Origin of the sequence: Sulfitobacter sp. F26169L (assembly GCF_026410285.1) — a bacterium.
In the GTDB taxonomy this organism is placed as follows: Bacteria; Pseudomonadota; Alphaproteobacteria; order Rhodobacterales; family Rhodobacteraceae; genus Sulfitobacter.
The window spans coordinates 484,404-504,598 of sequence record NZ_JAPMLP010000003.1; the positions used below are offsets into that span (position 1 = coordinate 484,404).

The 20,195-nt window shown below is 55.3% G+C and carries 16 protein-coding genes and 1 tRNA gene; 11 read left to right on the forward strand and 6 right to left on the reverse strand.

Annotated elements, in window-relative coordinates; all coding sequences use genetic code 11:
- Positions 1–207 precede the first annotated feature (207 nt).
- The gene (locus OS189_RS09150) at positions 208–2,067 is read left to right on the forward strand and encodes an ABC transporter ATP-binding protein (RefSeq protein ID WP_267166984.1); all 1,860 of its coding nucleotides are present in this window, start codon (positions 208–210) and stop codon (positions 2,065–2,067) included.
- A gap of 70 nt (positions 2,068–2,137) precedes the next feature.
- Here OS189_RS09150 and OS189_RS09155 read toward each other — a convergent pair whose 3' ends face one another.
- A complete protein-coding gene (locus tag OS189_RS09155) occupies positions 2,138–2,821 on the reverse strand; it encodes a TIGR04283 family arsenosugar biosynthesis glycosyltransferase (RefSeq protein ID WP_267166985.1) in 684 nt (227 codons plus the stop codon).
- Positions 2,822–2,898: 77 nt separating this feature from the next.
- Here OS189_RS09155 and ygfZ point away from each other — a divergent pair, with 77 nt between their 5' ends.
- Complete coding sequence (gene ygfZ, locus OS189_RS09160) at positions 2,899–3,642, forward strand: CAF17-like 4Fe-4S cluster assembly/insertion protein YgfZ (RefSeq protein ID WP_267166986.1); 744 nt, start codon at positions 2,899–2,901, stop codon at positions 3,640–3,642.
- A 59-nt stretch (positions 3,643–3,701) separates the two neighbouring features.
- Here the strand turns inward: ygfZ and efp are convergent, their stop codons facing one another.
- Positions 3,702–4,265: an elongation factor P gene (efp, locus tag OS189_RS09165; protein ID WP_267166987.1), complete on the reverse strand. Its 564-nt coding sequence runs from the start codon at positions 4,263–4,265 to the stop codon at positions 3,702–3,704.
- A gap of 219 nt (positions 4,266–4,484) precedes the next feature.
- Between efp and OS189_RS09170 the strand changes: the two genes are divergently transcribed.
- Together OS189_RS09170 and OS189_RS09175 are read left to right on the forward strand one after the other, a co-directional pair.
- On the forward strand, positions 4,485–4,805 hold the full coding sequence (locus tag OS189_RS09170; RefSeq protein WP_008228933.1) for a DUF6280 family protein: 321 nt from the start codon (positions 4,485–4,487) through the stop codon (positions 4,803–4,805).
- Between the two features lie 200 nt (positions 4,806–5,005).
- A complete protein-coding gene (locus OS189_RS09175) occupies positions 5,006–6,466 on the forward strand; it encodes a cobyric acid synthase (protein WP_267166988.1) in 1,461 nt (486 codons plus the stop codon).
- Positions 6,467–6,468: 2 nt separating this feature from the next.
- Here OS189_RS09175 and OS189_RS09180 read toward each other — a convergent pair whose 3' ends face one another.
- The 3 genes from OS189_RS09180 to OS189_RS09190 form a co-directional block, all read right to left on the reverse strand.
- Complete coding sequence (locus OS189_RS09180) at positions 6,469–7,572, reverse strand: hypothetical protein (RefSeq protein WP_267166989.1); 1,104 nt, start codon at positions 7,570–7,572, stop codon at positions 6,469–6,471.
- A gap of 176 nt (positions 7,573–7,748) precedes the next feature.
- A complete protein-coding gene (locus tag OS189_RS09185; RefSeq protein WP_267166990.1) occupies positions 7,749–9,188 on the reverse strand; it encodes a TolC family outer membrane protein in 1,440 nt (479 codons plus the stop codon).
- A gap of 86 nt (positions 9,189–9,274) precedes the next feature.
- Positions 9,275–9,928, reverse strand: coding sequence for a protein-L-isoaspartate O-methyltransferase family protein (locus OS189_RS09190; protein ID WP_267166991.1), 654 nt, complete (start codon positions 9,926–9,928; stop codon positions 9,275–9,277).
- 166 nt (positions 9,929–10,094) lie between these two features.
- On the opposite strand from OS189_RS09190, the gene OS189_RS09195 reads away from it, so the two are divergent.
- The 7 genes from OS189_RS09195 to OS189_RS09225 all read left to right on the forward strand — a co-directional run bounded on the left by OS189_RS09195 (position 10,095) and on the right by OS189_RS09225 (position 19,165).
- Positions 10,095–10,168, forward strand: a tRNA-Cys gene (locus OS189_RS09195).
- Between the two features lie 1,265 nt (positions 10,169–11,433).
- Complete coding sequence (locus OS189_RS09200; RefSeq protein WP_267167023.1) at positions 11,434–14,544, forward strand: AAA family ATPase; 3,111 nt, start codon at positions 11,434–11,436, stop codon at positions 14,542–14,544.
- A gap of 156 nt (positions 14,545–14,700) precedes the next feature.
- Positions 14,701–15,081 (forward strand): hypothetical protein, encoded by a 381-nt coding sequence (locus OS189_RS09205; protein WP_267166992.1) that lies wholly within the window; start codon positions 14,701–14,703, stop codon positions 15,079–15,081.
- Between the two features lie 81 nt (positions 15,082–15,162).
- Positions 15,163–16,170, forward strand: a complete 1,008-nt coding sequence (locus OS189_RS09210; protein WP_267166993.1) for a hypothetical protein — start codon at positions 15,163–15,165, stop codon at positions 16,168–16,170.
- Positions 16,171–16,278: 108 nt separating this feature from the next.
- Complete coding sequence (locus OS189_RS09215; protein WP_267166994.1) at positions 16,279–17,553, forward strand: serine hydrolase domain-containing protein; 1,275 nt, start codon at positions 16,279–16,281, stop codon at positions 17,551–17,553.
- Positions 17,490–18,203, forward strand: coding sequence for a serine hydrolase (locus OS189_RS09220; protein WP_267166995.1), 714 nt, complete (start codon positions 17,490–17,492; stop codon positions 18,201–18,203). The genes OS189_RS09215 and OS189_RS09220 overlap by 64 nt, the downstream gene beginning before the upstream one ends.
- 329 nt (positions 18,204–18,532) lie before the next feature.
- Entirely contained in the window at positions 18,533–19,165 is a 633-nt protein-coding gene (locus OS189_RS09225) for a tyrosine-type recombinase/integrase (protein WP_267166996.1), read from the forward strand.
- A 174-nt stretch (positions 19,166–19,339) separates the two neighbouring features.
- Here the strand turns inward: OS189_RS09225 and OS189_RS09230 are convergent, their stop codons facing one another.
- The gene (locus tag OS189_RS09230) at positions 19,340–20,173 is read right to left on the reverse strand and encodes a class I SAM-dependent methyltransferase (protein WP_267166997.1); all 834 of its coding nucleotides are present in this window, start codon (positions 20,171–20,173) and stop codon (positions 19,340–19,342) included.
- Between the last annotated feature and the right edge of the window lie 22 nt (positions 20,174–20,195).

Here is a 20,195-nt window from a genome sequence, read left to right on the forward strand (position 1 = left end):
ATCTGACATCGTTTTTGCCCAATCGGTAAATGTAGCGTTCAATATCCGTTACTCCTCCTGCGGGATCGACAGTTCAATCACCTATGCGCGCCCCGTGTCGGGCCATAATTCAACCTCCTACTTGGCCGCCGTGCGCTTGCTCCTGTTGTGCGCGCGCACTAAGGTCGGCCAAGCCGCCAAGGTTCAACGACAAAGGCCGATAATTTAATGAGTAGTGGACAGACCTACACCTCGGGCGCGCTGATGCGCTGGCTCTGGCGCGACTATCTGCGCCACCATATCGGCAAGCTGGTCATTGCTGTTGCCTTCATGATCCTTGAAGGGGCCAGTCTGGGGGCCATGGCAAAACTGATGGAACCCATGTTCGACCGTGTGTTCGTAGCGGGCGAACAATCGTGGCTTTTGATTGTGGGTTTTGTGCTGGTGGGTATCTTTGTGGTCCGCGCCATATCGGGGGTCGCGCAAAAGGTGCTGCTCACCCGTATCGCGCAACGCTCCGCTGCGGATATGCGCATCGATCTGCTGGACCGGATGATGCAGCAGGATGGCGCGTTCCACCAATCACACCCTCCCGGATTTCTGATCCAGCGCGTACAATCGGATGTAAACGCCGTCGGCGATGTCTGGCGCGCGATTATCACCGGCGCAGGACGCGATTTCATAGGCCTGTTGGTACTGCTTGGCGTCGCAATCTCGATTGATCCTGTCTGGGCGCTTCTGGCCTGTGTCGGTATTCCCGTTATGGTGCTGCCCGCAGCATTTGCGCAGCGGTTTGTGCGCCGCCGTGCGCGCGAGGCGCGGGATTTGGGGGCGTCGCTCTCTACCCGTCTGGACGAAGTGTTTCACGGCATTGTCCAGATCAAATTAAACGCGCTGGAATCCTATCAATCGCGCCAGTATCGCGACATCACCAAGCAGTTTGTCTCGACCGAAGTGCGCACCGCCTTCGGCAGTTCCGCCATTCCTGCAATGATCGATATTATATCGGGAATCGGATTTATGGCGGTGATCCTCTACGGCGGCTCCGAGATCATTTCGGGCGAGAAAACGATTGGTCAGTTCATGACCTTTTTCACCGCCATGGGGTTTACCTTCAATCCGCTACGCCGTCTTGGCGGCATCAGCGGGCAGTGGCAGACCGCCGCCGCCGCACTTGAGCGTATAAAAGAGTTGATGGACGCCCCCCTGCACCTCACCTCGCCCAAAAATCCGGTGCCGGCGCCTCAAGAACCCGCCGATATCACGCTGGAGAATGTGACCCTGTCCTTTGGTGAAACCGAAGTCCTGCACGGCCTGTCCCTGACTGCAAAAGCCGGGCAGACAACTGCATTGGTGGGCGCATCCGGTGCTGGCAAATCCACCATTTTCAACCTGCTCACCCGCTTGCTCGACCCGACCACAGGTGCGGTGCGCATTGGTGGTGTTGCCACCACCGAAATGGCAATCCCCGATCTGCGCACGCTGTTTTCCGTGGTGAGCCAAGAGGCGCTGTTGTTTGATGAAACCCTGCGGGAGAATATCATTCTGGGCCGCGAGGATGTCAGCGATCCCGATCTGAAACGCGCCCTTGACGCTGCCAATGTATCCGACTTTCTGCCGCAGTTGGAAAACGGTCTGGAAACCCATGTAGGGCCGCGCGGCTCTGCCCTGTCGGGTGGTCAACGCCAGCGCGTTGTTATTGCGCGCGCCCTGCTGCGTAACACCCCCGTGCTGCTGCTCGACGAAGCCACAAGCGCGCTTGACGCGCAATCCGAACAAGTGGTGCAAGACGCGCTCGATCGCTTGTCAGAGGGTCGTACAACTCTTGTGATCGCCCATCGCCTCAGCACGATCCGCAATGCCGACAACATTATCGTGATGGACCGTGGCCGCGCGGTAGATGAAGGCACCCACGAAGAATTGCTGGAGCGTGGGGGGATTTACGCAGATCTCTACCGGCTGCAATTCAAAGATGGCAAGACAGTCTCCGACCGCCGCCGTAGCGTGTTTGGACGCCGGGACGCTCCCGAACCGGAACAACAGCCCAACCTGCTCCAGCGTATCGGGCAACATTTCTTCGGAAACTGACCTGACCGTTCCGCGAGAACGCGGGATACGGGCATGATAATGTAATCCCGGCTGTGGCGCGTCCGGCAGGTCACTTGCGCTTGTTGTAGGATGCAGACAAAACTTCGGGACTGGTGCCTGCGCAATACCGTACCAGCGTGATCAGGTTACGCGCACCGCGATTAAGCCAGCCCTGCTGCTTGTACTTCGCCGCCGATGTCACAGCCACAGCGTCCAGCCCACAAAGCTTTCCGCGCAGTTGCCGCGCCAAAGCAACGTCTTCCATCAAGGGCTGATCGGGATACCCGCCCACGGCAGCATAAAGATCACGATGTATCAGCATCCCCTGATCACCATAAGGCAATCCTAACCTGCTGCGCAGATTCGCCCAGCCTGCCACAACAGTGGCCGCAAAGCCCCGCGCATCAAACGCCAGCCGGAACCATCCTGCTGCCTCGGGGTCTGCCAGATGCGCCTGCACGGCCTCACTCCACCCCGCTTGTAGCGCCGTATCAGCGTGCAGGATTAACAACCATTCCCCCTGTGCTACAGCAACGCCGCGCTGCAACTGACCACCGCGCGACGGTGCGCCGTGTACCACTTCGCCGCCCCATCCCTGGGCCAATGTGACAGTAGCATCATCCGATCCGCCATCACTGACAATCAGCTCGCGGATCAGCCCCTGCTCCACCCCTTCCATCAGCGCGCCGAAACAGGCGGCCAATGCCTGTCCGGCATTCAGTGTAGGAATAATTACCGATATCCGCGCGCGCATTCAGCCTCTTTCGCTTCGCCCCCTTTTTAACGGGGCTATGGTTGCTATATTAAGAGCAGTACCAGAAGGACACCATGATGAACCCTCCCTCCCGCCGAATATTGCGCCTTAGCGGTGCCGATACCCGCGATTTTTTGCAAGGACTGGTGACCAACGATATTGCCAAGCTGAAATCAGGCCTAGTCTATGCCGCGATACTAACACCGCAAGGGAAATACATCGCCGATTTCTTTCTGAAAGAGGATGGCGACGATGTGTTGCTGGATGTCGATGCCGCGTTGGCCGAAATGCTGGTTCAACGCCTGACGATGTACAAACTGCGCGCAAATGTGCAAATCACTCAGACAGATCTGCATCTGCACCGCGGCACGGGTACGGTCCCTGCGGATGCCCTGCCCGATCCGCGCCACCCTGCCCTTGGCTGGCGCGCCTATCGCGACACATTGCAGACAGATGACACAACCGACTGGGCCGCTCTCTACGTTGCTCATATGATCCCCGACAGCGGAACAGAGTTAACCCCCGATACCTTCATTCTGGAAATGGGGTTTGCACGCCTGAACGGTGTCGATTTTCGCAAAGGCTGCTATGTGGGACAGGAAGTTACCGCACGTATGAAGCACAAGACCGAACTGCGCAAAGGTCTGGCGCGTGTTGCTGTCGATGGGGATGCCCCCGCTGGCACGCCGATCACAGCGGGCGGCAAACCCGCAGGCACCTTGCTGACCCGTGCAGGCAACGAAGCGTTGGCCTATCTGCGCTATGACCGCGCGACAGATGCAATGGATGCGGAGGGATCGGTCGTTACGCGGATTGAATAGAAACACGAAACGCGGCCACCATCGGGGCCGCGTCTATATTTCCGGCTTGGCGGAACGGCTCAGGCGCGCTCTACATATTCCATGGTTTCGGTGTTGACGATAATGCTTTCATCCGGCCCCACAAAAGGCGGTACGTTCACCTTCACGCCATTGTCCAGAACCGCAGGCTTGAACGAGTTCGCCGCTGTCTGCCCCTTCACAACCGGTTCTGTCTCGGCAATCTTGCAGGTCACCTTTTGCGGCAGCGCAGCATTTATTGCTTCTTCTTCATAATATTCGACTACAATCATCATGCCATCTTGCAAAAAAGGGCGTCGATCACCCAACAGATCTGCAGCCAGCTGCACCTGTTCGTAGGTATCCGTATCCATCAACACCAACATACCATCATCTTCGTATAGAAACTGCTGGTCTTTTTGCTCCAAACGTACCCGCTCTACCTTGTCGGCGCTGCGAAAGCGTTCGTTCAATTTGGAACCGTTGCGCAGGTTCTTCATCTCGACTTGCGCAAATGCACCGCCTTTACCCGGTTTTACATGGTCTACCTTAACAGCCGCCCAAAGACCGCCGTTGTGCTCCAGTACGTTTCCGGGGCGAATCTCGTTTCCGTTAATTTTGGGCATGTGTCAAAACTCTGGCAAAAGGTTGATGAAATCTTGACCAGCTCTATATATTGGGAAGTAAGCGTACACAAGAAGCCCTGTTTAGTACAAATTCGCAACAAGCCATGCGGTCACCGCATAGGTGCCATGCATAAACAAGGTATCCGAATCGCTCGATATATGTCACAAGGCAGCAGGCGCTGAAAATGACAAGAGCAAGAATAATGGAAGGACGACGAGTTGAAAGATTTCGTTGATGGCACAGCCTTTAATAACGAACAAGGTAATCGTGCCCGTAAACTGTTTGCAGCTGTGGTACTGGCTGCACTTGATGATGCAATTGCTGATGACAAGAAATATGGTAACGGACCAGAGCAGATCGCCCGTTGGGCGCGTTCACGCGATGGCCGTGAAGTATTGAGCTGCGCAGGGATCGATCCAAACGAACGCGTTGTTACCGGATTGATGGATTTCGTCGGCAAAGGTGTGCGGACATCCGTTGCACTTTCGCGTGAAGAATCTGAACGCCGCAATGCAGCACAGCAAGCCGAAGCCGCGTAAGCGACTTTCGGTAATCAGCTTAAAAAGACGCAGCCTTCGGGCTGCGTTTTTTTGTGTCTGGTATGATCATGCAATGGAGCTGCTTCCACATTCCTTCATTTCTAAGGATTGATAACGCCCTCTGGCCAAGCGTTTATCAATTGCCCCTTTTTCTCTGTGTCCGATTGCGTCAGGTTGCCTGAAAAAAGAAGGGGCAACAGGTGGCCAAGGCAATCATGATACAAGGCACTGGCAGCAATGTCGGCAAATCCGTGATCGTTGCAGGGATTTTACGCGCCTGCCGCAACCGCGGCATGATTGTGCGCCCCTTCAAGCCACAAAATATGTCCAATAATGCCGCGGTCACTGCCGACGGGGGCGAAATCGGCCGCGCCCAAGCTTTGCAGGCGCGCGCCTGCGGTGTGGACCCGCACACAGACATGAACCCCGTCCTACTCAAACCTCAAACTGCCACAGGCGCACAGGTTATCGTTCAAGGGCAGCTAGCAGGGCATCAGGAGGCACGCGCGTTCGGGCGCAACAAGGAAACGCTGATGCCTGTGGTTCTGCAAAGCTTTCGCAGGCTTGGAAGGCAATGCGATTTAATCGTGGTTGAGGGGGCCGGCTCGCCCGCTGAAACAAATTTACGCGCGGGGGACATTGCAAACATGGGTTTTGCCCGTGCCGCCCATGTTCCTGTTGTGCTGATGGGTGACATTGATCGTGGCGGCGTAATTGCCCAGATTGTCGGCACCCAAGCTGTACTGGATGCGGAAGATAACGCCATGATCAAAGGGTTTTGCGTTAACAAATTTCGTGGCGACCGCAGCTTGTTCGACGCGGGCCGTGACGATATTGCCGCACGCACGCGATGGCCATCGCTGGGGGTGCTGCCATGGTTCGAGCACGCCACCCGCCTGCCTGCGGAAGATGTGATGGACCTGCCCGCGCGGGCGCGATCCGGTGGCTCGGGGCTGGTTGTGAGCGTTCCTCAACTGCCACGGATTTCCAATTTCGATGATCTGGACCCGCTGGCGGCAGAACCATCTGTAGATTTGCGCATGATCACCGCCGGAAACCCAATTCCTGCGGATACCGATCTGGTCCTTCTGGTCGGCAGCAAATCAACCATCGGTGATCTTGCAGCACTGCGCGCGACCGGTTGGGATATTGATATTGCCGCGCACATCCGGCGCGGCGGGCATATGATGGGCCTGTGTGGCGGGTACCAAATGTTGGGCAATAGCATCAGCGATCCTGCCGGGATCGAAGGCGAGGCGAGCACTGTGCAGGGCCTTGGACATCTGGCGGTAAACACTGTTCTGGAACCGCATAAAAACCTGTCACTGCGCAGCGGTCATCATCTGGACAGCGGTGCCGCCCTGCAAGGATACGAAATTCACATGGGCAAAACCACCGGTGCCGATTGCGCGCGACCATGGCTAATGCTGGGAGATACACATGAAGGCGCCAGCAGCCCGAATGGGCGCATCCTGGGCTGTTACCTGCATGGCATCTTCGCTTCAGACGCATTTCGCGCCGCATACCTTGGCAGTTTGGGGGTGCAATCTTCGGTCACGTTTGAGGATCAAGTAGAAGAAACGCTTGACGCGCTTGCCCGCCATATCGAGATGTATTTCGATCTCGACGCCCTGCTGGACGCCGCCGCCGAGATCGGTTGAAGTTATTCCATTTCATGCGCTGTCAACGCGCGATGAATTTCGCGGCGCACCAACTTGCGCACATTGCGGGTGATCCGCTCTCCCAATGCGCCTTGTAGCTCTGCGCGCACGATTTCGCCTACCAGATCCCGCAGGGCTGCTTCGTCCATCAGTTGGTCGTCGGCCCCTGTAACGCCCGGAGGTGGCGCAGTGGTCTGCGCATCATCTTGTTCACGCGAAGCCAGTTCATCTTCTTCGAACGTATCATCAACCGGTTCGCCACGCGCGTCCAGTTCGATGTCATCTTCCCACGCCATCGCAGGGGTATCGGGCACTGCAAGTTCGTCAGTTTCGTCTCCGTCCGGCTCCCAATCATTTGCAATCTTACCGACTGCAGCCTCCAACGCCGCAATCTTTGCGGTCAGCGGGATGCTCGACAGGCGAATCGCATCGGTGTCCTCCGGCTCGGCTTCTGCACCAACTCCCTGTTCGAAAAACTGTTCAACCTCGGCCACTACAGCGTCGCTGGCGGCGCGCACCAGATCCTCTTCAACTTCGGTCGAACAAACCTCACTTGCATCAACGTCCCAATCGGCATCGTCGTCATGGAAATTGTCATCGGGAGCATCGGCGCGGGCATTCTGCGCCGCATCGCCTTGGATTTCCCAATATTCCTCATCGCCGTAATTCCCATCCACCAGCTCGTCAGCGTCAGGGTACGTTTCTGTCGGCGAGGTATTTGTTCGCTCAACACCCTGATTTTCCGATGCGTCAGTGTCGAGGAAAAGCATCAATGGATCGCTACCGTTATCCGTGGCTACAGCGTCATCCACGTGTGATGCGGTCTGCGGTTTGGAGGGTGACCATGTCTCGCGGGCCACCGAGCCCAGATCAAGCGGCCTGTTATCCGGCGAGTCCGTTTCGGTTGCATCCTTTGAATTTTCGGCAGCCTCCGCCACCCGCAATGCAGGTGTTAGCACCAACCGGTCTGACGGAGATGCAGGTGCTGAAGCACCGTCTGCCGGTTTGCTACGCAGTCCCGCAAGGGGGCGCTTGTCTTCGGATACCAAACGGCGGATCGAAGACAACACATCTTCGACCTCTTCGGTTGTGACGGGTTTTGACATTTTTCACCACTCTCTACTCAGCACCAAAGATAGCGCGCCAATCAGATTCTCACAATGGGGGGAAAATCGTGGAAAAATATAAAATTAGCCTGTTGCCTTAACGCGAAATGACAACCACACATGAAAACGGGCCGCCCAATTAGGACAGCCCGCGCAATTCCCGATGGAATCCAAATTCAGTTTTTCTGAAGTCGTTTCAGCACGCGATCAAGCTGCGCACCCTGTTCGGACTGCGACGTCGGGCTGTTCTTTACCAGATTATAATATTCAGTCACATCATACTGTTGGACCGGCAAACGCAAATCACGTGCGGTAAGCTGGCCTTGGGTCGCCAGGACCAGATAGGCTGCCACGTAAACCTGCGATTGGGCTGAGATGCGGGACGCTTCCGCATCCAGCAAAGCTTGTTCCGCATCCAATACATCAAGGGTTGTGCGCGCGCCCAGTGTTGCCTCCTCGCGTACGCCACGGAAGGCGATGCGTGCTGCACGGATCTGCCGTTCGGATGCCTCCAGTGATGCGCGCGCTGAACTAAGCCGTGCATAGGCGACACCGACATTTTGCTGAATATTATGACGGACCACATGCAGGTTTCCACGCTGCGCATCCCGCTGCGCCTGTGCGCGGCGCACTGCCGAAGAGCGCGCACCACCGGCATAGATCGTACCCCCGGCATTCAATCCTATCGAAGCACCGGTACTGAAATTGCTACTGTCCAGATTTTCACTCACCGAAAGAGTACCTTGCGCGGAAATTGTCGGTCGCTTCTGCGCCTGCGCGCGTTTGATCGCCATCTCTGCCGCAGTTACCTGATGCTGGACTGCGCGCAGGCTTGGATGGTTGCGCACTGCCAAAGCCTTGGCCGCTTCGATATTGCTGCCCACTTTAGGAATGCGCGGCGGGGGCGACAAACGCCCGGGCTTGCGCCCGATCACGTTCCGGTATTCCTCCACTGCGATTGCGTAATTACCCTGCGCTGTTGCAAGACCACTGCGCGCTTGCGCCAATTGGGCTTCGGCAAGGGCGACATCCGTGCGGGTGATCTCCCCCACTTCAAACCGGTTTCTTGCTGCACGCAGTTCCTGAGTCAGCACTCTCAGGTTGTTTTGGCGCAACGCAACAAACTCACTGGCCTCGATTACGCCCATGTAGGCTTCGACAGCGCGCTGCAAAACCTGCTGCTCAACCCCGATCAGATTCTGACGGGTTGCCAGCACGGTTTCTTTTGCAACTTCGATTCCCAGCGCCGTTGCACCGAAATCATACAGCAACATTTCAGCAATTAGCGTTCCCGTCGCAACAAGGCTGTCTGTATCCTGCGGCCCGAACGCAAGCGATGTCTGGCCGCGGCCGATCCGTTGGGTGATGCTGGCAGTCCAGCGCAACACAGGCTCAAGAGCGGCACTGGCTGCCGCAATATCTTCGTCTGCAGCGCGCAGCAAAGCGCGGTTCTGATCAAGCAAGCCCGAGTGATTATACGCACTTACCAAGGCATCGGCAAAGGTATCGGCCTGTGCCGAGGGCGCATTAAAGCCTGTCACCACGAAACAAGCAGTCGCCAGACAGCCCAACCGTGCCGCACGCACCGCCCCCCGCGTGAGTGTAGATATTACCATTCCAAAGCCCCTAGTTTTTTGCCACGCCCTCATCCGACCAAGCGTGTCTTGGTTGCACGTGTCGCGCCCGAATGGCGCATCACATGTCAAAACGTGAACGTCATTTCTTTTTCAAAGCCCGGTAACACCGGCGCAGTTGCATTAAACGCCAAACGCCAGCTGATGTGTCCTGCCCGTTTATGACCTAAGCGCACTTCACCCAATGCACCATCCATAAAGAGCGCAACAATCCGGCCCCCTTCTTTCAGCTGGTCTGCCAGCGGACCAGGCAGATTTGAAATGCCACCCTGAAGTATAATTACATCGTAGGGGCCATGTTGTGCAGCACCGGCGGTCAGATCACCGACATGCACCACAGCGTTATCCGCACCGGCAGCCATCAGCGCATCCTGCGCCTCTTTTGCCATTGTATCGTCCTGCTCAACCGCGACTACTGCCTGCGCCATGCGCGCAATAACGGCTGTAGAATAGCCCATACCGCAGCCCACATCGAGAACCAGTTCGTCCCCGTCGATGGCCAGTGCATCCAACATCTTCGCCAGCGTGCGCGGCTCGAACAGGATGCGTCCCTGCCCTATATCGATATCCTCACCAACATAGGCCGCCTCGCGCCGGGCCGCAGGCACAAAGTCCTCGCGCGCAACGCTCAGCATTGCATCAATGATGGGGAACTTCGTAACATCCGAAGGTCGCACCTGCGTGTCCACCATCATGGTACGTCTTTTAGAAAAGTCGGTCATAGGGAATGCTCGTCTATACAGAATCCTGATCAGCGCCAATGTGCCACAACACTGCGCGCGCAGCAACGCCGCATCCCCACCTCCGCTTCATCACCTTGCAACATTCCAATCGGACCATCTTGCCCCTTGCAGCCCTCAAAGAGCCGGTTTATAGCGGTGAAACTTCGGCGAGTTGGCGGAGTGGTTACGCAGCGGATTGCAAATCCGTGTACACCGGTTCGATTCCGGTACTCGCCTCCATTTAATTTCAAGTACTTAGCCGAATTCCAGAAGCTATACGCGAATTTCAAACACGGATATTTGAAACAACAGCGCTGAGCCACCCCTGTGGCTAGTATCCTCAACGCAAGCGCGTTGGCGAAAAAATCGAGGCGACTGCCTTATCTTGAGAGGGCAATCAAGAACCCAAGACACAGACTTCTTAAGCAATTTCTCAGCATCGCTGCCGTTGAGCGAGAGACAGTCTAATGTCAGGTTTGCGGACTTTCGAGACATTCATTTTTCTCACTTCGCTGACGCAGCAATTGCTCGCGTGTGCGGCATGCTTGTCGCCGCCATGCAGCACGTTTCACCAAAGCGGCCGTTCAATCGAGATATTAGAGGCCAAATCCAAACTGTACTTTCGCTGCGCGATGCTGGAACCAACGAGAGGCGGACTTTGCTGCCGGCGGCGTTACGGTTTTGCAACGTCCGCTTTCGTCATCAGTGTTTCTTGAAGCCAAGTTCATGATCGACTAGGGACCCCGGCGCACAACAATTTTCGGATGTCTGCCATTGGTCCAAGAACACTGGTGCGTGCCAGTTACAGCCAGCCTTCAAAAGCCCCACACAACTGATGCCAACCGCCCATTTCCGGTCGGCTACAATCGATCCACTGGATCGTTTGTCAAACGGCTAGACTTCAAGATGTCCGTCTCCTTATCGAGAATGGGGTTCTCGAGACGCAGCCGGTCATTTTTTTTGGATAAGGCTCAGATATTTTTTCGTCACCACATCGGTATCGCGGTACGCCGTGATCCTTCGCATGCCCGCTCGGACCAATTGCTGTGCGCATGCTCGATAATCAGCATCGCTATGGCAACGCCCAGACCGTCAGCCACCTGTTTGCGCCCTCCTCATCGATACTTCAGATTGATTGACGGGCAGTGGTCAGCCCGCTGGTTAAAGAGCGGCGCACCGCATACTTGCTGAATTCATCCGCCCATTTCAGCCCCCCATGTTGCGGAGAATGGCAGTAAAGGAGCGGCATCAAACCACGTCGGGTTCAATGGGCAATGTGAGCTTCTCTTACCGGTCGCAACGCTCTATGCCGACGACCTAGTTGGAGTGTCCATTGCTGCTCTTGAGCGGTTGTGGGGTATGACGTATGGTAAATCTCATAAAAACGTCAACGCATAACAAACGCTCAGCCAGGTTTCACGATTTCTCTTGCGAAAAGCTGAAGTGGGGGCACCGCCTTGATCTATAGATTTCATGGTTTGGAGTTAGACACCGAACATCACGACTTGACGGCAAATAATAAATCAGTCGCTATTGCGCCCAAGGCCTTCTCGGTGCTGGTTTATTTGATCGAAAACCGGGATCGAATGGTCGCCAAATTAGAGTTGCTTGATCAGTTCTGGACGCCGGAGGTTTCCGAAGCTGCATTGCAAACGACAATCAGCGTGATCCGCAAAGCGTTAGACGATCAAAGTGGTGCGGTGCCGTGCATAAAAACCTACCACGGCATGGGGTTTCGCTTTGTTGCCCAACTTCGAGAGAGCAACGCGCTACCTTCTGATGGCAGGGCGGAGGCGATGGAGGTCCGTGCGCGATTGCAGGAACAATGGCTGGTGGCCATCCTGACATTGAAGCTCGGTCAAGATGGGGCGCCTTTGTCGCGGGATTTGCCGGATGCGCAGTTGGATGCGCTTATCAAGAGTGCCGAGTTCAGTGTGAAAGCGGCGAAGGGTCGCTTAATGTATATGCTGCCTGACGGATTTTCGGCTACTTTTGGATTTGATCCGCACCTTGAGGATGGCACTCGATTTGCCCTGATCTGTGCACACGAAATCATCAATCTTGAGGCGCGCACGGCGCTTGAAGGCTTGGGCATATCTGTGTCCATCGGGGTGGACACCGGGGCCACAATTCACGGCGAAACGGGTGCCGCTTCTGAATGGAACATTCCAGGCGGGGCCGCCCGTCATTCTGCGGAACTAGCAAGTCGCGCTGGCAATGGGCGCATTCTGGTAAGTGGGGCGGTCAAGAACCTTTTGCGAGACGAGATCGAGGCAGAACCCATCGGAGATGATTTCCTGCTTTTTCGCCCACCCGATGAACGCGTGGGTCTGACTGCACGCCCGTTCGCAAGGCAGACGCCGTTTGTCGGGCGCGGGGCAGAGATGTCTTTCTTGCGGGCGAACTTGCTGAAATGCGATAAAGGTGAATGTCAGACGGTTATCTTACTAGGGCCCGCGGGGATCGGGAAATCGCGGCTGGTATCTGAATTCCTTGCAGACATGAAACCTGGCGATGGCGTTTATCACAAGTATTATTGCATGCCGCGCCATTGCGAAACCCCTCTCGCGCTGCTCCGGCAGATGTGCATCGATCTGTTCGCAGGCATCGATGATTTTCCGGACTTTGACCCAATAGATAAGGCCCTCTTGCGGGCGTTGCTGAACGACGCGGAGCGTCCTGATCCGATCCTTGAAGGTGTGTCGGATTTCTACAAACATCAGCGTACGCTAGCATTGATCGAACGGTTTCTTGAAAAGATTTGCACTGAGACATGTCATGTTCTTGTTGTCGAAGACGTCCATTGGATGGACAAGGCATCGCACCGGTATCTTGAAGCGCTGATCCGGACGTCAACGCAAGGCAAGCTGATGATCATCCTCACCGCGCGCCCGTCAGGTTTCCCCTCGTTAACTGAAAGTGTTCTCCAATTGGCACCGTTGGGGCAGATGGAAAGCAGAACGCTTTTGCATCAGATCCCCGAGTTGGCCAATCTTGCGCCACCCTTGGTCGAGACCTTGGTGCAACGCGCCGCTGGTAACCCATTTTTTCTTGAAGAACTCGCCCATGCGACGAAAACCGGGTCTAACCCTTCGCGCGATTTGCCCGACACGGTTCAGGCTGTTATCGAAGTTCGGATCGCAGAGTTGGACAACGATCTGCGCATGATCGTCTATATGGTATCGGTTGTCGGCCAGCCGGCCAAACCGGCCTTGATCGCGCATTTGATGGGCCTCCCGCAGGACACGGTTCAGGCGCGGTTGGACCGTTTGATCAGCCTTGGTTTTCTGCATGAAGACGAGGACCACCTTGTGTGCAGGCATATGCTTTTTCAGGATACCGCCTACGCCATGTTGGTGCCGAAGGAGCGGGCAGAGTTACACAAAAAGATAGCACTGTATTTTGAAGGCAACGCCGAGACCAATCCCGTTCGCCCTGAAATACTGGGGTCGCACTTTCAAGAGGCCGGAGATACGCCGCGCGCAATCACCTATTGGATCAAGGCATCCTACGCTGCGTTGGTCCGTTCCGCACATCCCGAGGCTGCCGTTTTCTCTAACTATGGGCTTGATCTGGTTGCGGGTAGCGAGGCCGAGGGGACGGAGTCCGAAATGAGGCTGCAACTTGCGCAGGCGCAGGCCCTTATGGCTATGAAGGGGTACGGGTTCAAAGGCGTCGGTACAGCCTACGGGCGCGTGTATGTGCTAAGTCGCACATTACAGAACTTTAGCGCTCAAGCGCGCGCGCTGGTCGGGCTGTGGGTTCACACATGGGTTCTTGGTCAACTGAATGATGCGATGGATCACGCCACAAACCTGATCGAGATGGGCAGACAATCCAAAGAGCCGAGCTTGTTGATACAGGGGCACGGAGGGTTGGGCGAGGTCATGACACACACCGGAAGGCTGAGCGAGGCGATGACCCATTTGGTTGCTGGAATGGATGTGGTGCAAAACGGTTTCCCCAAGACGATCACTGACCAGAATTCAGCGGTAACATGCGCGGCCTATGCGGCATGGGTCAGCGCGATGCAGGGGCGTTTTGATGATATGCAATATTATTATGCGCAGTCCCGGGACCTGTCAGAAGTGTTCGAGAACCGGTTCGCGCAGGCGATCCATCTTGCGCTGTGTTCCGAAGCATTCATGTTTGCGGGTGATGTCAATACATGTCTGGACCTTGCGACTCGCGCTGTCGAAATGAGCCGTGAAAATGGTTTTCCGTTCTGGTTGGGCACGGGTTTGGTCATGCGGGGGTGGGCGCTGGGGCAAAAGGGTGACACCGAATTGGGACTTGCCGAGTTGGAGAACGGGATTGCAGTCTTTGAGCGGACTGGCGCAGGGGTGCAACTGGCGAACTGGTACGGGTTAAAGGCCGAAACGCTATTTCGCGCCGGACGGACCGAAGACGCAGAAACGGCAGCTGAATACGCGCTGGACCGTGCCGAACAGGCTGGCGATGTGTGGTTCAAACCGCGCATCTATGCAGTGATGGAACGAATACTTACCGCACTTGACCGGCCCGCAGATGCCGATGCCTGCGCGCTCAAAGTGGCACAATTTGCAAAGCGTGAACACCTTGCGGCATCCTTTATAACCGTTCCTGACAGGGCCTGACTACCTGTTGCGTTCATGCGTTGACCTCATAACTTGCTCATAACTTGCTCATAACTTGCTCAGGATTCATGTGAGTGGACGGTGGTAACTTAGGCACGTGGCGCATAGTGAACAATTGGCGCGCCCTTCTCGATTTCATATTGGAAGGAGACTCAGATGCCGACTTTGACAGACTACCAGACATTTCAGGATTCCACACGGCGCGAGGCGCTGCGTTTCAAGTTCAATCTTCCCGACAATTTTGTCGAAGGAACAGCACGAGCAATTCCGGTTTTAATGTTCCGCGTGGACGCGACTGACGATTGCACCTGCTGGGTGCATGTCAATGATTCCGCAGACAATCCAACTGCGTCGAACGCATCTATCGAGTTGCGGGTCACGCGCGATGGTGGACACAAGACGGTGCACGAATTGCTACGCGGCACAGGTTTCAAACCCGGGCAAGAAAACCAGATTCTGATCCATAAGACGCCGGATGCGACCAGCGGGCAGTTCTTCGTATCGGATGTTGTGTTGATGTACCAAGTCGATACCTAACACCGGTCTCGAACGCTCGTGACATATTCCGCTACTCTACCAGGCCGGTCTTTCATTCATTTTGAGCTTTTGGAGATACCCATGAAAACGTTCCTGACAATCACAAGTCTAACTGCCCTGCTGCTGGCCACATCGGCACATGCAGCACCGATCGGTGCTTTCAGCGAGCTCGTCATGACCCATTCTTACATCGTCAATAACGGCAACAAACCGGACGGCATCGATATAGCGTCTGTGCCTGGTGCCCTCGTGATTGAAAACGGCGCAACCAGCGCAGTCGACGACCCGAGCGCCGTTGAGACGGATATCGGGTCCGCCCAGGTTGGAAACATCTATTCGGCCCCCCCGTTGCCCTCTATCAGAACGCGCATCCATTCCAACCAATTGCCGGGTGGTTTTGAAGGCGCGTCCAGCGGTTATGATCTGGAACTATTATACGAACCCGACCCAAACGTCGAATTCTCTGGCGTAACCCGCACGACGTCCTCACGGGAAGGAGCCGCAAGTGCAATTTTACTGGATGATACCATTGCTGCATCCGCGGCGTCTTTCGCGCGAAACTCGCGGACCTATTCCTTTACAAACACGACGAATGCTCTGATTTCTTTTAACATCGCCGGGAGTTTCGACGCTTATCTGCGATCTGAATATAACGGCGACAACGGTATCGCACGCGCGGCAGGCGGGATCGATTTGCTATTCTCAGAGCTGGCCGGCGCGCAGATCAATTACTTTCCCGTGTCGCCTTATCTGACCACGTCGGACGATGATGATATTGGCGCCAGCATAATCGAGAACCTGTTTGCAAACTCCGGTTTGACCACGGGACTTCGGTTTAATGCCAGCACAACCGCCATCGGATCGGGGGGCACAACCAGCTCAATCTTTGAGGGCGAGCACAGTTATGTTTTTCAGGTCAACCTTGATCCGGGTGCGCATGTGTGGATGACAAGTGCGTTTGGCCAAGCCAATTCAGTCGAACATACTCCGCAACCGGCAATTCCGCCGGTTCCGCTGCCTGCGTCCGCAATCTTGCTGGTTCTTGGGCTTGCGTCACTCCTCGGCCTGCGACGTTCGCCGTCTGCCTAGTCGCTTCTGTTCAACGCAACCATCGCGATTGTTCTGCCTTAGGTAGCAGGAACGATGAATTTCGGAGCCGCGATGCCCCTTGCGGCCTTACAAATCAGGAGAAGTTAGATGGAAAATGTCCCCCTCGTTCATGCTGTCGGCCTCTCGATCCTCTCTACGATTGCAACGGCGCAAGAGACTGTTTTGACAGAACGCAGCGCCATAGACCGTGTCGGAAACTGGTATTTCACCAACCAGAGCGCCGCGCAGATCAATAGGCTGACAGATGATCTGAACGCCCGTCCGATCCACATCGACGTGGTTTCGACCAACCCGATGCGGTTCGATGTCAGTCTTGTCGAAGACAACGGCGTTCATGCCGCAACGTGGAACTGGCGGTTCGATATGTCCGAGGCGGGTCTGAACGCCTTTGCCGAGGATACCAATTCGCGCGTTCTGGATATCGAAACCTACGTGGTCGGTGGCCAGCGCCGCTTTGCTGCGATTTTCAAAAGCAACACCGGCGCGGATGCCGTTGATTGGCGCTGGGGGTTCGATATGTCGCGCGACGGACTGATTGCCGTTTACGACCGTCATAATATGCGAGTCGTTGACATTGAACGGTATCGTGAGGGTGGCCGGACGCGGTATGCTGCCGTTATGGTCGACAATACCGGCGCGCGGGAATCCGCCTGGAACTGGTTCCGTGATCAGACGCTTGCCGGAGTTGTGAATAATATGCGCACCACCGGCATGCGGGTGCTGGAAATAGAACGCCACGGCACCGGAGAAAACACACGATACACCACCGTTCTTGTGCCATTTTCACCAGGTCAGCTGGCGTGGCATTATTACGGCATCACCGGCGACGAGGTCAAACACATGGCTCTGCGCCACGGCAGCCGGGTGATCGATCTTGAACGCGCTCCGAACGGCCGGTTTGATGTGCAACTATTGGACAATGGCATCAGCCGGAGCGGTGATTGCGATGGACGTCTGGCGCATTTCGGAGATGCACTCGAAGTCCTGATGAAGCGTGAGGCAATACCCGGTGCCCAGATCGCCGTCGTGAAAGACAACCGGCTGGTCTATAGCTGCGCCTACGGTCTGGCGGATATCGACGGACTTGAGCGTGTATCAACACACAGCCTTTTTCGCATCATGTCGGTGTCGAAGCTGTTGACGCGGTCTGCTTTGATGCACTTGCAAGGATCGGGCGAACTGAATCTTGACGATCCGATGCTGGTGGCACTTGGTCCGCGTGCGCCAGTTGGCCCACCAGCCGACGCGCGCATGACGCACGCCACAGTAAACCACCTGATCGATATGGATGGCGGTTTTTGCCCGCGGATCGCTATGATCCGACGCTGTTTCAGACCACGGTTGCTGCGGACATGGGCGTAGCTGCGCCGGTCAGCTGTTTCGCCATCATGCAATACGTGATTGAAGATTTCGAGCTGAGTTACTTTCCAGGAGGGCGCAGGAGCCGCAGGCTGTCATACTCGGACGCCTATTCCAATCTTAGTTTTTGCATCCTGCAACAGATCGTGCGCGCAGCGAGCGGAGTCAATTATCAGCGCTATGTGCGCGAGGAGATTCTGCGCCCGGCAGGTGTGACAGCGATGGTGGTCGGGCGAGGGCGTCAGTCGCAACAAAGGCCGGGTGAGGTCACCTATTACGACCAGCCCTTTTCGCCGCTTGTAACCTCGCAATACCCACAAGATGCAAACCCTGTGCCGCGCCCCTACAGCTTTGTGGTTGAAGCGATGGCGGGTCACGGTGGCTGGATCGCATCCGCCAATGATCTGGTCCGCTATGCAGCGTTTACGCCGACCGGTCCGGGTGGGGCGACCACATTCTTTGGATCGTTGAATGGTACGCGGTCGGTCCTGAAAGAAGAAGACGATGTGTTTGTCGCGATTGTCTGGAATGCCTCACCGTCGGACTCGGGCTTTGATGTTGTAGCCGAATTTGGCGGACTGATTGAAAATGGAATTGACGCAGTTACCATCTGGCCCTCACGCAATCTGTGGGCAGAGCATGGATATCCGTAGGACTGATCACTGGGTTCGCCGTTAACCCTAAAAAGCGATGTCATAACAGAGGTTTCAACACGCTGAATACAACGGTCGACCAGCGAATTGCGGCTCCTGGTTCTCTTCAGGCAACTTGGCCTGATATTGGTACGGTTTTGATCGGGCTTAGTGAGGCAGACATTGCTGCTGACCGCAGCATCCGACACTTTGGGCTCGAAGCGGTCTGATGCATACGCGGCATGATACACCTACATGATAAGTCCAAAGCAGACATGGCAATCGTGCTATTATCCATCGTCAGCGCGATGCCGACGCTTGGGTTTGGAGGGCGGTATGGAGGGCAGAATATGCCTAGAGTACAGCTTCCAGCAATCACCCCCAAACAACGAGCTTGGAACAAAGGTCGCATCATCGGGCAAAAGCGCCCGTTGCGACCAAAACAGGTCTGGGCCATCCGAGCGCGTCTCGAACTGGCAAACAATTTGCGAGATCTGGCGCTCTTTAATGTCGCGATCGATAGCAAGTTGCGTGGATGCGATTTGGTATGTCTCAAGGTGAGCGACCTCGTAAATGCTGGTCAAGTGCGCGAACGTGTTTCGGTGGTGCAAAGTAAAACAAAGCGGCCGGTTCAGTTTGAACTGACTGAAAATACGCGTGATTCCGTTGCCAATTGGGTCAAAAGTCCAGAAATGTTAAGAGGCAGCTTCATGTTTCCAAGTCGGTTCCACGACCATCCCCACATTTCAACACGCCAATACGGCCGACTTGTCAGGGATTGGGTCGCAGCAATTGGCTTAGAACCCTGTGGCTACGGCACGCACTCAATGCGCAGGACGAAGGCCGCTGAAATTTACCGTAAAACTGGGAACTTGCGAGCATTACAACTGCTTCTTGGCCACACAAAGATCGATAGCACTGTTCGGTACTTGGGCGTCGAAGTCGAAGATGCCCTAAGCATTGCTGAGAAGATCGACATTTGAAATTTAGGCGAGCGGCATATGCCGTTCGCCTTCCGTAAGCAGCCATGCAGCGACCGTCGTCTGATGACCGCTCTGAGCCCACTTCAACCGATGCTGCACGTTGCACGGATGTCCGGAATTCCAGGCGTCATTGTTAATCTGACCGCCTTCATCTCAACGCTAGAGCCCAAAGTTCTATGCGTCTTTGATCGCGATCATTTCGATAGGTGAGATGCGCCCTGCAGCCAAATTTGCTACCATATTTGGGATTTTTTCTGCGGTGGTCTGCTGCATAAGTACATGTAAACCCAAAGGGGGCAATCCTCCAGCGGCTCCGCTTGCGGCCTTCATTTTCCTAAAGAAATCCATAGCAAATTCGCGGCGGTCATTTTCCTCAGCTATGACAAAACCATTGGTTTCAAGTGCCATTCGATAGTCATTAGGCTCTGAAACCCAGCTTGTCTCAGAAGTTGTTGCCCAGGGCACTGGATAAACAAGCTCTTCTTCATTGCCTTTCATGATATCGTAGATACCAAACTTCGCACCGGACTTCAGAACACGGGACACCTCAGCGATTAGCATATGCTTATCGCTTATGTTCATGCCGACATGCATCATGAATGCGCCGTCAAAACTTGCATCTTCAAAAGGAAGCGACAGTGCACTACTTTGCTGCAGTCTTATGCTTTCGGACAGACCGACCCAGTCGCAAAGTTGCTGCCCTACCTCAACGTATTCAGATGTCAGATCAATTCCAGCAATCTTTGCTCCATAAGTCTTTGCCGCGAAACGCGCAGCCCCGCCCAAACCACAGCCGATATCGAGTATGCATTGGGACGGCCATATCTCTAACTGGTCCAGAAAATGAACGCTCGCTGCCCGCCCACCAATGTGAAATTCATCTACTGGGCCAAGATCCTCAACACTGGCATTTTCAGGTTTAATGCCCTGCTTTTCAAGGCCCGCTTTAATCGCAGTTAGCAGGTTGCCGTGGCAATAATGGGCGGAAATTTTCTCATCGTTATTCATGACAAGCAACCATTTTCAATTT

Excerpts from the sequence above, each read along its gene's own strand:
- OS189_RS09150 (WP_267166984.1), top strand. The coding sequence starts at position 208 with ATGAGTAGTGGACAGACCTACACCTCGGGCGCGCTGATGCGCTGGCTC.
- OS189_RS09155 (WP_267166985.1), bottom strand. The coding sequence starts at position 2,821 with ATGCGCGCGCGGATATCGGTAATTATTCCTACACTGAATGCCGGACAG.
- ygfZ (WP_267166986.1), top strand. The coding sequence starts at position 2,899 with ATGAACCCTCCCTCCCGCCGAATATTGCGCCTTAGCGGTGCCGATACC.
- efp (WP_267166987.1), bottom strand. The coding sequence starts at position 4,265 with ATGCCCAAAATTAACGGAAACGAGATTCGCCCCGGAAACGTACTGGAG.
- OS189_RS09180 (WP_267166989.1), bottom strand. The coding sequence starts at position 7,572 with ATGTCAAAACCCGTCACAACCGAAGAGGTCGAAGATGTGTTGTCTTCG.
- OS189_RS09185 (WP_267166990.1), bottom strand. The coding sequence starts at position 9,188 with ATGGTAATATCTACACTCACGCGGGGGGCGGTGCGTGCGGCACGGTTG.
- OS189_RS09190 (WP_267166991.1), bottom strand. The coding sequence starts at position 9,928 with ATGACCGACTTTTCTAAAAGACGTACCATGATGGTGGACACGCAGGTG.
- OS189_RS09205 (WP_267166992.1), top strand. The coding sequence starts at position 14,701 with ATGCCGACTTTGACAGACTACCAGACATTTCAGGATTCCACACGGCGC.
- OS189_RS09210 (WP_267166993.1), top strand. The coding sequence starts at position 15,163 with ATGAAAACGTTCCTGACAATCACAAGTCTAACTGCCCTGCTGCTGGCC.
- OS189_RS09215 (WP_267166994.1), top strand. The coding sequence starts at position 16,279 with ATGGAAAATGTCCCCCTCGTTCATGCTGTCGGCCTCTCGATCCTCTCT.
- OS189_RS09225 (WP_267166996.1), top strand. The coding sequence starts at position 18,533 with ATGCCTAGAGTACAGCTTCCAGCAATCACCCCCAAACAACGAGCTTGG.
- OS189_RS09230 (WP_267166997.1), bottom strand. The coding sequence starts at position 20,173 with ATGAATAACGATGAGAAAATTTCCGCCCATTATTGCCACGGCAACCTG.